At 72.7% G+C, this 12,824-nt stretch carries 11 protein-coding genes; 6 read left to right on the top strand and 5 right to left on the bottom strand.

Going from position 1 to position 12,824, the window contains the following annotated elements; translation table 11 throughout:
* Both DVA66_RS20880 and miaB read right to left on the bottom strand, forming a co-directional pair.
* Positions 1-771, bottom strand: a 771-nt coding sequence (locus DVA66_RS20880) for a hypothetical protein (RefSeq protein ID WP_198671634.1), incomplete at its 3' end; no start/stop codon positions are given.
* A gap of 39 nt (positions 772-810) precedes the next feature.
* Positions 811-2,337, bottom strand: a complete 1,527-nt coding sequence (gene miaB / locus DVA66_RS09870; protein WP_114559929.1) for a tRNA (N6-isopentenyl adenosine(37)-C2)-methylthiotransferase MiaB — start codon at positions 2,335-2,337, stop codon at positions 811-813.
* Positions 2,338-2,410: 73 nt separating this feature from the next.
* On the opposite strand from miaB, the gene DVA66_RS09865 reads away from it, so the two are divergent.
* The 5 genes from DVA66_RS09865 to DVA66_RS09845 all read left to right on the top strand — a co-directional run bounded on the left by DVA66_RS09865 (position 2,411) and on the right by DVA66_RS09845 (position 6,757).
* The gene (locus DVA66_RS09865) at positions 2,411-3,340 is read left to right on the top strand and encodes an aldose 1-epimerase family protein (RefSeq protein ID WP_114559928.1); all 930 of its coding nucleotides are present in this window, start codon (positions 2,411-2,413) and stop codon (positions 3,338-3,340) included.
* A gap of 85 nt (positions 3,341-3,425) precedes the next feature.
* Positions 3,426-4,211: an amino acid ABC transporter ATP-binding protein gene (locus DVA66_RS09860; protein ID WP_114559927.1), complete on the top strand. Its 786-nt coding sequence runs from the start codon at positions 3,426-3,428 to the stop codon at positions 4,209-4,211.
* Between the two features lie 26 nt (positions 4,212-4,237).
* Positions 4,238-5,092 carry a glutamate ABC transporter substrate-binding protein gene (locus DVA66_RS09855; protein ID WP_114559926.1) on the top strand — a complete coding sequence of 285 codons (855 nt, stop codon included), beginning with the start codon at positions 4,238-4,240 and terminating at the stop codon, positions 5,090-5,092.
* Positions 5,093-5,163: 71 nt separating this feature from the next.
* Positions 5,164-5,829, top strand: coding sequence for an amino acid ABC transporter permease (locus tag DVA66_RS09850; RefSeq protein WP_114559925.1), 666 nt, complete (start codon positions 5,164-5,166; stop codon positions 5,827-5,829).
* Between the two features lie 34 nt (positions 5,830-5,863).
* Positions 5,864-6,757, top strand: coding sequence for an amino acid ABC transporter permease (locus DVA66_RS09845; protein ID WP_114559924.1), 894 nt, complete (start codon positions 5,864-5,866; stop codon positions 6,755-6,757).
* 18 nt (positions 6,758-6,775) lie between these two features.
* On the opposite strand, the gene DVA66_RS09840 is transcribed toward DVA66_RS09845, so the two are convergent.
* The 3 genes from DVA66_RS09840 to DVA66_RS09830 form a co-directional block, all read right to left on the bottom strand.
* The gene (locus DVA66_RS09840) at positions 6,776-7,315 is read right to left on the bottom strand and encodes a regulatory protein RecX (RefSeq protein ID WP_114559923.1); all 540 of its coding nucleotides are present in this window, start codon (positions 7,313-7,315) and stop codon (positions 6,776-6,778) included.
* Positions 7,316-7,426: 111 nt separating this feature from the next.
* A complete protein-coding gene (gene recA, locus DVA66_RS09835; RefSeq protein ID WP_114125099.1) occupies positions 7,427-8,491 on the bottom strand; it encodes a recombinase RecA in 1,065 nt (354 codons plus the stop codon).
* 205 nt (positions 8,492-8,696) lie between these two features.
* Positions 8,697-8,891 (bottom strand): DUF3046 domain-containing protein, encoded by a 195-nt coding sequence (locus DVA66_RS09830; protein WP_114125100.1) that lies wholly within the window; start codon positions 8,889-8,891, stop codon positions 8,697-8,699.
* A 130-nt stretch (positions 8,892-9,021) separates the two neighbouring features.
* On the opposite strand from DVA66_RS09830, the gene DVA66_RS09825 reads away from it, so the two are divergent.
* A partial coding sequence (locus DVA66_RS09825; RefSeq protein WP_114559922.1) for a DEAD/DEAH box helicase occupies positions 9,022-12,824 on the top strand: 3,803 nt, incomplete at its 3' end.

The raw sequence follows: 12,824 nt of genomic DNA, 5'->3' as shown, positions 1-12,824 counted from the left end.
GCGCCACCTCCCGACCCGCAACCGGGCCGGCTGCTCGGGCCCAGCGGGCTCGGAGCCCTGCCAGAACCGCTCCAGCTCTGCCAGCCGGTGCCCCGGGTCGTCGCCGCCGGCCCGCTCCCGGCACCAGCGTGACCAGTCGACCCGCCCGAGGGCCTCGGCGACGACGCCGTCGAGGTGGCGGTCTCCCGCCGGCCCGAACCGGCCCTCCAGCACCGCCTCGGCCAGCACCCGCCGGTCGGGGTCGAGGGTGCCGTCGCCGGCCAGCGCCGAGGGCAGCCGGTCGGCCACCGCCGACCCGTGGCCGAGGGCGGCCGCGCAGGCCAGCAGGAACAGCTCGCCGCGCGGTTCGGCGGTGACCACCTGCTGCTCCAGCGCCGGGTCCCGGCGACCGGCGGCGATCGCGATGACGGCGTTGATGGCCTCGACCAGCCAGTAGTCGGCGACGTAGTCGTCGGCGTCGAGCGGCGGCGGGACGGCACCGGCCGCCAGCGCCTCCACCGCCCGGGCGGCGTCGCGACGGATCAGCCGGGTGTCGCCGTGGTCGAGCAGCTGTTCACGGATGTCGCCCAGCTCGACGTAGGCGTCGAAGGCACGGGAGAGCCGTCGCAGCCGCAGCCCCACGTCGCCCTGCAGCTCGGTGAGCTGGCTGCGCAGCCCCCGCATCGTGCTGTGCGCCCGGGCCGCGGACGCGCTGGCGTTCTCCAGCTCGTCGCGCAGGATGCGGTCACGTCCGTGCTCGCTGGCCCAGAACCAGTCCCACTCGTCCACCATGGGCGACAGTCTGCCGTCCGGGACGGTCAGCTCGGCGGCTCAGCGGACCGCGCAGCCCGAGACCTGCGGCAGCGGCTCGGGGACGCCGACCTGCGGCATGCCGAGCCTCACCGGACGCGGCGTCGGCGGTCCGTCGGTCTGCCAGGCCTCCCAGGCGTCGCCGCCGCGGGTGCGCCGCAGCCCGGTCAGCTCGCCGTCGGCGACCAGGTGGTGCGGGGCGCCGTGGGTGATGACGACCTCGGCGATGTCGCCGGGACGGGGACGCCGGGCGGGATCGGCCGGGGCCTGCACGTGCACCAGGCGGTTGTCGCGGGCGCGGCCGGTGACCCGGGCGGTGGCGCCGTCCTTGCGGCCCTCGCCGTCGGCAAACATCACCTCGACCCGGCGGCCGACCTGGGCCTGGTTCTCCTCGGAGGCGATCTCGTTGACCCGGGCCACGAGCCGCTCGTAGCGCTCCTGGACCACCGCCTTGGGCACCTGGTCGGCCATGGTGGCCGCCGGCGTCCCGGGGCGGATCGAGTACTGGAAGGTGAAGGCACCGGCGAACCGGGAACGCTCCACCACCTCGAGGGTGGCGGCGAAGTCGTCCTCGGTCTCACCGGGGAAGCCGACGATGATGTCGGTGGTGATGGCCGCGTGCGGCATCGCGCTGCGCACCCGGTCGAGGATGCCGAGGTAGCGCTCGCTTCGGTAGGAGCGGCGCATCGCCTTGAGCACCCGGTCCGAGCCGGACTGCAGCGGCATGTGCAGCTGGGGCATCACGTTGGGGGTCTCGGCCATCGCGGCGATGACGTCGTCGGTGAAGTCGCGCGGGTGCGGGGAGGTGAAGCGCACCCGCTCCAGGCCCTCCACCTCGCCGCAGGCGCGCAGCAGCTTGGCGAAGGCCTGCCGGTCGCCGAACTCCACGCCGTAGGCGTTGACGTTCTGCCCCAGCAGGGTGACCTCCTGCACGCCCTCCTCGACCAGCGCGCGGATCTCGGCCAGCACGTCACCGGGACGCCGGTCGGTCTCCTTGCCGCGCAGCGAGGGCACGATGCAGAAGGTGCAGATGTTGTTGCAGCCGACGCTGATCGAGACCCAGGCGGCGTAGGCCTGCTCGCGCCGGGTCGGCAGCGTGGAGGGGAAGCGCTCCAGCGACTCCACCACCTCGACCTGGGCCTGCTCCTGGACCCGGGCCCGCTCCAGCAGCACCGGCAGCGAGCCGAGGTTGTGGGTGCCGAAGACGACATCCACCCAGGGCGCGCGGCGGGTGATCTCGCCCCGGTCCTTCTGCGCCAGGCAACCGCCGACGGCGATCTGCATGCCGGGGTGGGCCTGCTTGCTGGGCAGCAGGTGGCCGAGGTTGCCGTAGAGCCGGTTGTCGGCGTTCTCACGGACCGCGCAGGTGTTGAAGACGACGACGTCGGGCTGGTCGCCCTCGGCGGCCCGGGTGTAGCCGGCGTCCTCCAGCAGCCCGGAGATCCGCTCGGAGTCGTGCACGTTCATCTGGCAGCCGTAGGTGCGCACCTGGTAGCGGCGGGGCCGCTCGGTGCGGGCCGCGGAGGGCGGGGTCTGGAGCTCGGTCATGACGGGCCAACTCTAGGTCAGCCCGCGGGCACCCGCCGAACGTCGCGGCTGCGCATCGGTAGGGTCAGGGGCCATGACGAGCGACGCCGCCGCGACCGAGACCGCCCTGCCGACCGGGAAGCAGCTGGAGATCCAGCACGGACCGTGGCGGGCGGTCATCACCGAGGTGGGTGCGGCGCTGCGGGTGCTGCAGCGCGACGGCCGCGACCTGGTCGACGGCTTCCCGCCCGAGGCCCGGGTCAAGGGCTGCCGCGGCCAGCACCTGCTGCCGTGGCCGAACCGGGTGCGCGACGGGGTGTACGAGTTCGACGGCGAGCAGCTGCAGCTCGACCTCAGCGAGCCCAAGCGGCACAACGCCATCCACGGTCTGGTCCGGTGGGTGTCCTGGACGACGCTGGAGCACACCGCCTCCTCGCTCACCCAGGAGGTGGTGGTGCACCCGCAGCAGGGCTGGCCGGGCACCGTCCGCGCCTCCGTGACCCACACGCTCGGCGACGACGGGCTGACCGTGGACGTCCGGGCCCGCAACATCGGCCCGGTCGCGGTGCCCTTCGGCTACGCCGCCCACCCCTACTTCGGGGTGGGGCAGGACCGGGTGGACGACATCGCGGTGCAGGTGCCGGCCTCGACCTACCTGGAGGTGGACGACCGGCTGCTGCCGGTGGCGCTGCACCCGGTGGACGGCCGCCCGGAGGACCTGCGCCCCGGCACCGAGCTCGGCGACCGCGTCCTCGACACGGCCTTCACCGGGCTGAGCCGGGACGAGGACGGCCGCTGGCGGGTGCGGCTGTCTCGCGGCGAGGCGGAGGTCGTGCTGTGGGGTGAGGAGGGCCTGGACTGGATCCAGGTGTTCACCGGCGAGCACCGGCGCGACCTCGGCCTGGCGGTGGAGCCGATGACCTGCGGCCCCGATGCCTTCAACCCCGGCCCGACCCACGACGGCGTCCTGGTGCTGGCTCCCGGCGACGACTTCTCCTGCCGCTGGGGGGTCGGCGGGCGCTGATCGGGCGCCGCGGCGCCGAAACGTAACCGAATCTCAACCGTCAGGTTTTGGCGGGAGGTCCCGGCGCGCCGCTAGTGTCCCGGTCATGACCGAATCCGGCCCCGTCGCCCGCGCCGCTGCTGACCCAGCGAGCCGGGAGCCCCTGGTCGTGCTGTCGGGGGTGAACAAGCACTTCGGCGACCTGCACGTGCTGCAGGACATCGACCTCACCATCCACCGTGGCGAGGTGGTCATCGTCATCGGGCCGTCGGGGTCGGGCAAGTCGACCCTGTGCCGCACGATCAACCGGCTGGAGCCGTACGAGTCCGGCTCGATCACCATCGACGGCAAGGAGCTGCCGAGCGAGGGACGCGAGCTGGCCCGGCTGCGCGCCGACGTCGGGATGGTGTTCCAGTCGTTCAACCTCTTCGCGCACAAGACGATCCTGGAGAACATCACCCTCGGGCCGGTGAAGGTCCGCAAGCAGAAGCCCGAGGCGGCCCGGAAGCGCGCCATGGAGCTGCTGGAGCGGGTCGGCGTGGCGCACCAGGCCGAGAAGTACCCGGCCCAGCTCTCCGGGGGCCAGCAGCAGCGGGTGGCGATCGCCCGCGCGCTGGCGATGGAGCCGAAGGTGATGCTCTTCGACGAGCCCACCTCCGCGCTCGACCCGGAGATGATCAACGAGGTGCTCGACGTGATGACCGACCTGGCCCGCGAGGGCATGACCATGGTCGTCGTCACCCACGAGATGGGCTTCGCCCGCAAGGCCGCCAACCGGGTGGTCTTCATGTCCGACGGCCAGGTCGTCGAGCAGGCCGACCCCGAGACCTTCTTCACCGCCCCACGCTCCGAGCGCGCCCGGGACTTCCTGGGCAAGATCCTCACCCACTGACCCGTCCACCCGACGAGAGGAACATCATGATCACGGCCAAGAAGCTCGCCGGTCTGGCGGCTGCCGCCCTGGTGGCGCTGCCGCTGTCCGCGTGCGTCAACCAGCAGGCGGCCGAGACCGGCGGCGAGCCCGCCGGCGAGGGTGGCGGCGAGGGCGTCACCATCGGCATCAAGTTCGACCAGCCCGGCCTCGGTCTGCGCGAGGGCGACACCTACACCGGCTTCGACGTCGAGGTCGCCAAGTACGTCGCTAACGAGCTGGGCTACAGCGAGGACCAGATCGAGTTCGTCGAGTCCCCCTCGGCCCAGCGGGAGACGCTGCTGTCCTCGGGTCAGGTCGACATGATCTTCGCGACCTACTCCATCACCGACACCCGCAAGGAGCAGGTCTCCTTCGCCGGGCCGTACATCATCGCCGGCCAGGATCTGCTGATCCGCGCCGACGACACCTCGATCACCGGCCCGGACAGCCTCAGCGGCAAGACGCTGTGCTCGGTCACCGGCTCCACCCCGGCGGAGAAGGTCAAGGAGGAGTACCCCGAGGTCGAGCTGCAGGAGTACCCGGGCTACTCCCAGTGCGTGCAGGCCCTCAGCACCGGTGGTGTGGACGCGGTGACCACCGACAACACCATCCTCGCCGGGTTCGCCGCCCAGGAGCAGTACGCCGGCCAGCTGAAGGTGGTCGGGCAGACCTTCTCCGAGGAGCGCTACGGCGTCGGCATCCCGAAGGGCGACGTGGACCTGTGCAACCAGATCAACGACGCCCTGACCTCGATGGTCGACTCCGGTGCCTGGCAGACCGCGCTGGACGAGACCCTGGGCGCCTCGGACTTCCAGGTCGACACCTCGGTGAACCCGCCGGAGTTCGACACCTGCTCCTGAGCCGACCGATCTCGAGCGGGAGGGGGCCGCGCCCCCTCCCGCTCCGCACGTAGCACGAGAGGTGGTGGACGATGGCTGAGATGCTCGAGCGCGCCGACTTCCTGGCGGCGTTCTGGATGACGCTGCGGCTCGCGGTGCTGGGCACCGTCGGGGCCCTGCTGCTGGGGATGGTGGTGGCGATCATGCGCGTCTCCCCGTTCACCTCGCTGCAGTTCTTCGCTCGCACCTACGTGACGCTGATCCGCAACTCGCCGCTGACGCTCATCCTCTTCTTCTGCGTCTTCGGCCTGCAGAACTCGCTGGGGATGCGGGTGGGAGATGACCTGAGCACCCAGAACCTGTTCTGGGGCGTCGTCGCGATCAGCGTCTACCACGCCTCGTTCATCGCCGAGGCGCTGCGCTCCGGCGTCAACACGATACCGCTCGGCCAGGCCGAGGCGGCCCGGGCGATCGGGCTGCCCTTCGGCGCCTCGCTGCGTCACGTGATCATGCCGCAGGCGGTGCGGGGGGCGGTCGCCCCGGTCGGCAACGTCATCATCGCGCTGACCAAGAACACCACCGTCGCCGCCACCGTGGGCATCGCCGAGCTGGCCTCACGCATGAAGACCTCGATCGAGTTCTTCCCCAACCTGCTCTACCTCATCTTCGTGCTGGTGGCGGTCTGCTTCGTCGTGCTGACCCTGCCCACGGGGCTGTTCTTCACCTGGCTGTCGCGCAAGGTGGCGGTGCAGCGATGAACAGCCAGCACCGGAGTGCCGCGAAGGAGATCGCATGAGCGCGCAGAACGTCCTCTTCGACCACCCCGGCCCGTCAGCCCGGCAGCGCAACACGATCATCACCGTGGTCGGCTGGCTGGCCCTGCTGGGGCTGCTGGGCGCACTGGCCTGGGGCTTCCGCGCGGAGTTCACCTCGGCGAAGCTGAGCCCCTTCCTCGAGGCCGGGACCTGGCAGTTCTACATCCTCCCCGGGCTGCTGGCCACGCTGCAGTCCGCCGCCATCTCGGTGGTGACCTCGATCGTGCTCGGACTGCTGCTGGGCTGCGGGCGGCTCAGCCCGGTGCGTGCGGTGAGCAATGTCTGCGGTGTGCTGGTCGAGGTGTTCCGGGCCATCCCCGTGCTGCTGATGATGATCCTCTGGTACTACATCGGGTTGTACGTGCTGGTGCTGGGCCGGGAGGGCTCACCGCTGCTCGGTGTGGTGATGGGGCTGACCCTGTACAACGCCTCGGTGATCGCCGAGCTGGTGCGCTCGGGTGTGCACTCGCTTCCCCGCGGCCAGGGCGAGGCCGGGCTGGCGATCGGCATGACGCCGGGCCAGGTGCTGACCAGCATCCAGCTGCCGCAGGCGCTGACGGCGATGCTGCCCTCGCTGATCTCCCAGCTGGTCGTCATCCTCAAGGACACCGCGCTCGGCTCGGCCATCCTCTACGTCGACCTGCTCAAGCAGCTGCAGGACCTGGCGACCTACCGGGGCAACATCATCCCGGCCTTCGTCCTCGGCGCCATCATGTACATCCTGCTCAACAGCGCGCTGACCGCGGTGGCGCACCAGGTGCAGCGCCGGCTCAGCCGCAGCCAGCGCGGGCCCCGCCCGGGCAACCCGGAGCGGGCTGTCGAGGCCGCGGCGGTCGGCGTGGTGGCCGGTCGCGGGGCCGACGCGGACTGAGCGGCGCGGCCGGGACTATCAGTCCCAGGCCTCGTCGGTGCCCTCCGACCCGCCACCGACCTCGGCCAGGACGCGGGTGACCACACCGGCGCCGAACCCCTTGCGGGCGAGCGCCCCGGCCAGCCGGCGCCGGCGGACGTGCGGTTCGAGGCCGCTCATCGAGCGCGCCTTGCGCTCGGCGAGGTCGAGGGCGGCGGTGTACTCGTCCTCGTCGTCGACGCCCTGGAGCACCTCACCGATCACCTCGCCGTCCACGCCCTTGCGCTGCAGCTCATGGCGCAGCGCCCGGCGGGACAGGTGGCGCCGCTGCTGGCGCGAGGCCACCCAACCCTCGGCGAACCGGGAGTCGTCGACCAGCCCGACGTCCTCCATCCGGTCGAGCACCGCCTGCGCGGCGGCCTCGGGCACGTCCTTCTTCGCCAGCGCGGTGGCCAGCTCCTGGCGGCTGCGGGCCTGGGCCGTCAGCTGCCGCAGGACGATCTCGCGGGCCACTGCCTCCGGGTCGGCGTGCGCGTCTGGGTTCTGCTCGGGGTCGCTCTCCTCACGGGCGCGAGCCATGGTCCCTCCCCATCCGTCAGAGGCGTGGCACCGCGGGAGCCGGGGTCACCCCACCCGGCTCCCGCGACGTCCCACGCGCGGCGGCTGTCGTGGCTGGACGGCCGGTCACCGTCAGAAGGCGACCTCGCCGGTCACCGGGTCGACCCCGGCCGGCACGTCCACCTGCGGCCCGATGCCCAACTTCTCCTTGATCTTCTTCTCGATCTCGTGGGCGATGTCGGGGTTGGTCTTGAGGTAGTTGCGGGCGTTCTCCTTGCCCTGACCCAGCTGGTCGGAGTCGTAGGTGAACCAGGCGCCGGCCTTGCGGATGATGCCGGACTCGACGCCCATGTCGATCAGGCTGCCCTCGCGGCTGATGCCCTGGCCGTAGAGGATGTCGAACTCGGCCTGCTTGAAGGGCGGGGCCACCTTGTTCTTGACCACCTTGACCCGGGTGCGGTTGCCCACCATCTCGGTGCCGTCCTTGAGCGTCTCGATCCGGCGCACGTCGAGGCGGACCGAGGAGTAGAACTTCAGCGCCCGACCACCGGTGGTGGTCTCGGGCGAGCCGAACATCACGCCGATCTTCTCGCGCAGCTGGTTGATGAAGATGGCCGTCGTCCCGGCGCCGCTCAGCGCACCGGTCATCTTGCGCAGCGCCTGGCTCATCAGCCGGGCCTGCAGACCGACGTGGGAGTCACCCATCTCGCCCTCGATCTCCGCCCGCGGCGTCAGCGCGGCGACGGAGTCGATGACGACCAGGGTCAGCGCGCCGGAGCGGACCAGCATGTCGGCGATCTCGAGCGCCTGCTCACCGTTGTCGGGCTGGCTGACCAGCAGGGCGTCGGTGTCGACCCCCAGCTTCTTGGCGTACTCGGGGTCGAGGGCGTGCTCGGCGTCGATGAAGGCGCAGATGCCGCCCTCGGCCTGCGCGTTGGCGATGGCGTGCAGGGCCACCGTCGTCTTGCCCGAGGACTCCGGGCCGTAGATCTCGACCACCCGGCCGCGCGGCAGCCCGCCGACGCCCAGGGCGGCGTCCAGCACGATGGAGCCGGTGGGGATGACCGCGACCGGTGGGCGGTTCTCCTCCCCCAGCCGCATCACCGAACCCTTGCCGTGCTGCTTCTCGATCTGGGCGAGCGCTGCCTCGAGGGCCTTCTCGCGATCGGTGGTCCCCCGGTTCGCCGGTGCCGCCATGGTGGTTCCTTCCTCGTCAGGTGCTGCGGTGTCGTCGTTGTCGGTGGAGAACGTACGAACCGCGACCGACAGTTCTCGTCCGCTCGTCGGTTCCTGTGGACACGGAGGCCCTTGTGGACAACTCGTCGGAGCCGACTCTACCGAACAGGTGTTCGAAGCGGGCCCGACACGCCGGAGCGATCCGGAGGACCCGCGGAGGCGCCTCTCAGCGTTCCGACGGCGGCAGCTCGAGGGCCTCCCAGACCGCCCGCCAGACCACCTTCGCCGGCACCCCGTCGGCCAGCGCCTCCTCGACGGTCCGCCCGTCGACGGCGGCCAGCACGTACTGGGCGGCCCACACCCGGGCGTAGGCGGGCCCGAGGTGTCGTGTCATCCGCTCCCACAGCTCCGCCTCACGCACCCGACCAGCATGGCGCAGCGTCGGCGGCAGCCCAACTCCGCCGACCGCCGACCGGTTCTGTCGGAGCCGCCCGGCAGGATGGACCCATGACGACAGGCGAGCGGAGCAGCGCACCGCGCCGGGGTGCGCGGTGACGCCCCGTACCGGGCTGGAGGACTTCACCGAGGCCACCCGACGCTGGTTCACCGACTCCTTCGCCACCCCCACCCCGGCCCAGAGCGGGGCGTGGCAGGCGATCACCGCCGGCCAGCACGCCCTGGTCATCGCCCCGACCGGCTCGGGCAAGACGCTGGCGGCGTTCCTGGCCGCCCTGGACCGCCTGAGCCGGCGACCCGCCGACGCGGAGCGCACGGGCGTGCACACCCTGTACGTGTCGCCGCTGAAGGCCCTCGGCGTGGACGTCGAGCGCAACCTGCGCGCCCCGCTGCGCGGCATCGCGCGCACCGCGGAGCGGCTCGGCGGCACCGCCCCCGACATCACGGTCGCGGTGCGCTCCGGGGACACCCCGGCCGCGGACCGGCGCCGGCTGACCACGCACCCGCCCGACGTGCTCATCACCACGCCGGAGTCGCTGTTCCTCATGCTCACCTCCCAGGCCCGCGACATCCTCACCGCCGTCGACACGGTGATCGTGGACGAGGTGCACGCCCTGGCCGGCACCAAGCGCGGCGCCCACCTCGGCATCACGCTGGAGCGGCTGGAGCAGTGGGTCACCGACCACGACCACCCCGCCTTCCAGCGGATCGGGCTGTCGGCCACGGTGCGCCCGGCCGAGCGCGTCGCCGGCTTCCTCGGCGGCAGCCACCCGGTGCAGGTGGTCGACCCGCCCGCGGTCAAGGAGTGGGAGCTCACGGTCGCGGTCCCGATCGAGGACATGACCGCGCTCGGCAGCCGTCCCCAGATCGACCCCGACGACCCGCTGGCCACCCCGGAACGGCCCTCCATCTGGCCGCACGTGGAACGGCAGGTGCTCGACCTCGTCACCGCCCACCGCTCGACCATCGTCTTCGCCAACTCCCGGCGGCTGGCCGAGCGGCTGACCTCCCACCTCAACGAGCTGCACGCCGCCGACCTGGGGATGGAGGTGCCGCAGGACGCGGCGCCGCCGGCCCAGGTGATGGCCCAGTCCGGTGCCTCGGCCGGGGTGGCGCCGGTGGTGGCGCGGGCCCACCACGGCTCGGTCAGCAAGGAGCAGCGGGCCGACATCGAGGGCGCGCTGAAGGCCGGCACCCTGCCCTGCGTGGTCGCCACCTCCTCCCTCGAGCTCGGCATCGACATGGGCGCGGTGGACGTCGTCGTCCAGGTCGAGTCCCCGCCGTCGGTGGCCAGCGGGCTGCAACGGGTCGGCCGGGCCGGGCACCAGGTGGGGGCTGTCTCGCGCGGGGTGTTCTTCCCCAACCACCGCGGCGACCTGGTCGAGACGGCGGTGGTGGTCGAGCGGATGCGCGAGGGGGCCATCGAGGAGGTGGCAGAGCTGCGCAACCCGCTCGACGTGCTGGCCCAGCAGGTGGTGGCGATCGCCTCGGCCGACGACGTGGACGCCGACACCCTGTACGCACTGGTCCGGCGGGCGGCCAACTACGCCGAGCTGCCGCGCAGCGCCTTCGACGGCGTGCTCGACATGCTCAGCGGGCGCTACCCCTCGGAGGACTTCGCCGAGCTGCGACCGCGGATCGTGTGGGACCGCGACAGCGGCGAGCTGTCGGCCCGTCCCGGCGCCCAGCGGCTGGCGGTCACCTCCGGTGGCACCATCCCCGACCGCGGGTTGTTCGGGGTGTTCCTGGTCGGCTCGGACGAGGGCGGTGGCGGTCGCCGGGTGGGCGAGCTGGACGAGGAGATGGTCTACGAGACCCGGGTCGGGGACGTGTTCACCCTCGGCACCACGTCGTGGCGGGTCGAGCAGATCACCCACGACCAGGTGCAGGTCTCCCCCGCGCCGGGGGTGCCGGGCCGGCTGCCGTTCTGGAAGGGCGACGCTCCGGGCCGCCCGGCCGAGCTGGGCCGGGCGCTAGGCACCTTCACCCGCGAGGTGGCCGCCCTGCCGGAGGAGCAGGCCCGCGAGCGGCTGCGCGGTTCGGGGCTGGACGACTGGGCCGCGGACAACCTCATCGCCTACCTCGCCGAGCAGCGACAGGCCACCACCGTGCTGCCCTCGGAGAAGACGGTGGTGGTGGAGCGGTTCCGCGACGAGCTGGGCGACTGGCGGGTGTGCATCCACTCCCCGCTCGGCTCCTCGGTGCTCGCTCCCTGGGCGCTGGCGATCGAGCAGCGGGCCCGGGAGCGCTACGGCACCGAGGTGTCGGCGACCGCCACCAACGACGGCATCGTGCTGCGGGTGCCCGACACCGACGCCGAGCCGCCGGGGGCGGACCTGGTGCGGATCGAGCCGGACGAGCTGACCCGGATCGTCACCGACGAGGTCACCGGGTCGGCGCTGTTCGCCTCCCGCTTCCGCGAGTGCGCCGCCCGGGCCCTGCTGCTGCCCCGGCGCGACCCCCGCTCGCGCTCGCCGCTCTGGCAGCAGCGGATGCGCTCGGCCCAGCTGCTCCAGGTGGCCTCCCGCTTCCCCGACTTCCCGATCGTGCTGGAGACGATCCGGGAGTGCCTCAACGACGTCTACGACCTGCCCGGGCTGCGTGAGCTGCTCGCGGGTGTGGAGTCCCGGCGGGTCGAGGTGGTCGAGGTCGAGACGTCCGAGGCGTCCCCGTTCGCCACCTCGCTGCTGTTCGGCTACATCGGCGCCTTCGTCTACGAGGGCGACGTGCCGCTGGCGGAGCGGAAGGCCGCCGCGCTGTCCCTGGACGCCGGGCTGCTGGCCGAGCTGCTCGGCACCGAGGGACTGGCCAGCCTGCTCGAGCCCGAGGTCATCGCCGAGGTCGAGTCGGGGCTGCAGTCGCTGCCGGAGGAGCGCCAGGCCCACACCGTCGAGCAGCTGTTCGACCTGATTCGCACCGCCGGGCCGTACGCCACCGCCGAGCTCGACCTGCGCAGCCGTGACCTCGACCTGCCCGCCGCCCTGGAGGAGCTGGCGGGACGCCGCCGGATCGCGGAGGTGCGGATCGCGGGCGAGCAGCGCTGGGCCGTCACCGAGGACCTCACCCGGCTCCGGGACGCCCTCGGGGTGCCGCTGCCGCCGGGCTACGCCGCCCCACCGGTCGACGAGGAGGACCCGGTGCAGGCGCTGGTGCTGCGCCACGCCCGCACCCACGGCCCGTTCACCGCGGCCGCGGTGGCCGAACGGCTCGGGCTGGGCACCGCCGTGGTGGCCGCGGCGGCCCGCACCCTGGTCCGCAGCGGGACGCTGGCCAGCGGCGCCTACACCGCACCGGGCCGCGACGAGCTGTGCCACCAGCGGGTGCTGGCGCTCATCAAGCGTCGGACGCTGGCCCGGTTGCGCCGGGAGGTGGAGCCGGTCGACCAGCCGACCTTCACCCGCTTCCTCGCCGACTGGCAGGGCGTCTCGGCCCCGCAGCGCCACCGGACCCGCGGCACGGACGGCACGCTGGCGGCGGTGGAGTCGCTGGCCGGCTACCCGGTCCCAGCCAGCATGCTCGAGGCGGTGGTGCTGCCCTCGCGGGTGCAGGACTACCAGCCCCGCTTCCTCGACGAGCTGCTGGCGGCCGGTGAGGTCAGCTGGGCCGGCTCGGGCCGGATCGGCGCCGGTGCCGATGGCGCCGGCGACGGCTGGGTGCGGCTCTGGCCGGCCGAGCTCGACCTCGCGCCTCCGCCGGGCGAACCGGCCTCCAGCCAGGCGACGCTGCTGCTGGAGCGGCTCGGGCGGGGCGGGGCGTGGCGGTTCGAGGACCTGCTGGACGAGGAGCTCACCCGCGGCGACGCCGCGAACGCGCTGTGGGAGCTGGTGTGGGCCGGGCTGGTCACCTCCGACTCCTTCACCGCGGTGCGCGCCGCGAGCGCCGGCGGGGCGCTGCGCCG

Source organism: Desertihabitans aurantiacus (assembly GCF_003344635.1).
In the GTDB taxonomy this organism is placed as follows: Bacteria; Actinomycetota; Actinomycetes; order Propionibacteriales; family Propionibacteriaceae; genus Desertihabitans; species Desertihabitans aurantiacus.
The sequence above is the reverse complement of the archived record's forward strand: the minus strand, read 5'-3'. Positions and strand labels throughout refer to the sequence as shown.

Coding starts and splice junctions, on each gene's coding strand:
- DVA66_RS09855 (WP_114559926.1), top strand. CDS start 4,238: ATGATCACGGCCAAGAAGCTCGCCGGTCTGGCGGCTGCCGCCCTGGTG.
- DVA66_RS09865 (WP_114559928.1), top strand. CDS start 2,411: ATGACGAGCGACGCCGCCGCGACCGAGACCGCCCTGCCGACCGGGAAG.
- DVA66_RS09845 (WP_114559924.1), top strand. CDS start 5,864: ATGAGCGCGCAGAACGTCCTCTTCGACCACCCCGGCCCGTCAGCCCGG.
- miaB (WP_114559929.1), bottom strand. CDS start 2,337: ATGACCGAGCTCCAGACCCCGCCCTCCGCGGCCCGCACCGAGCGGCCC.
- DVA66_RS09860 (WP_114559927.1), top strand. CDS start 3,426: ATGACCGAATCCGGCCCCGTCGCCCGCGCCGCTGCTGACCCAGCGAGC.
- DVA66_RS09850 (WP_114559925.1), top strand. CDS start 5,164: ATGGCTGAGATGCTCGAGCGCGCCGACTTCCTGGCGGCGTTCTGGATG.
- recA (WP_114125099.1), bottom strand. CDS start 8,491: ATGGCGGCACCGGCGAACCGGGGGACCACCGATCGCGAGAAGGCCCTC.
- DVA66_RS09840 (WP_114559923.1), bottom strand. CDS start 7,315: ATGGCTCGCGCCCGTGAGGAGAGCGACCCCGAGCAGAACCCAGACGCG.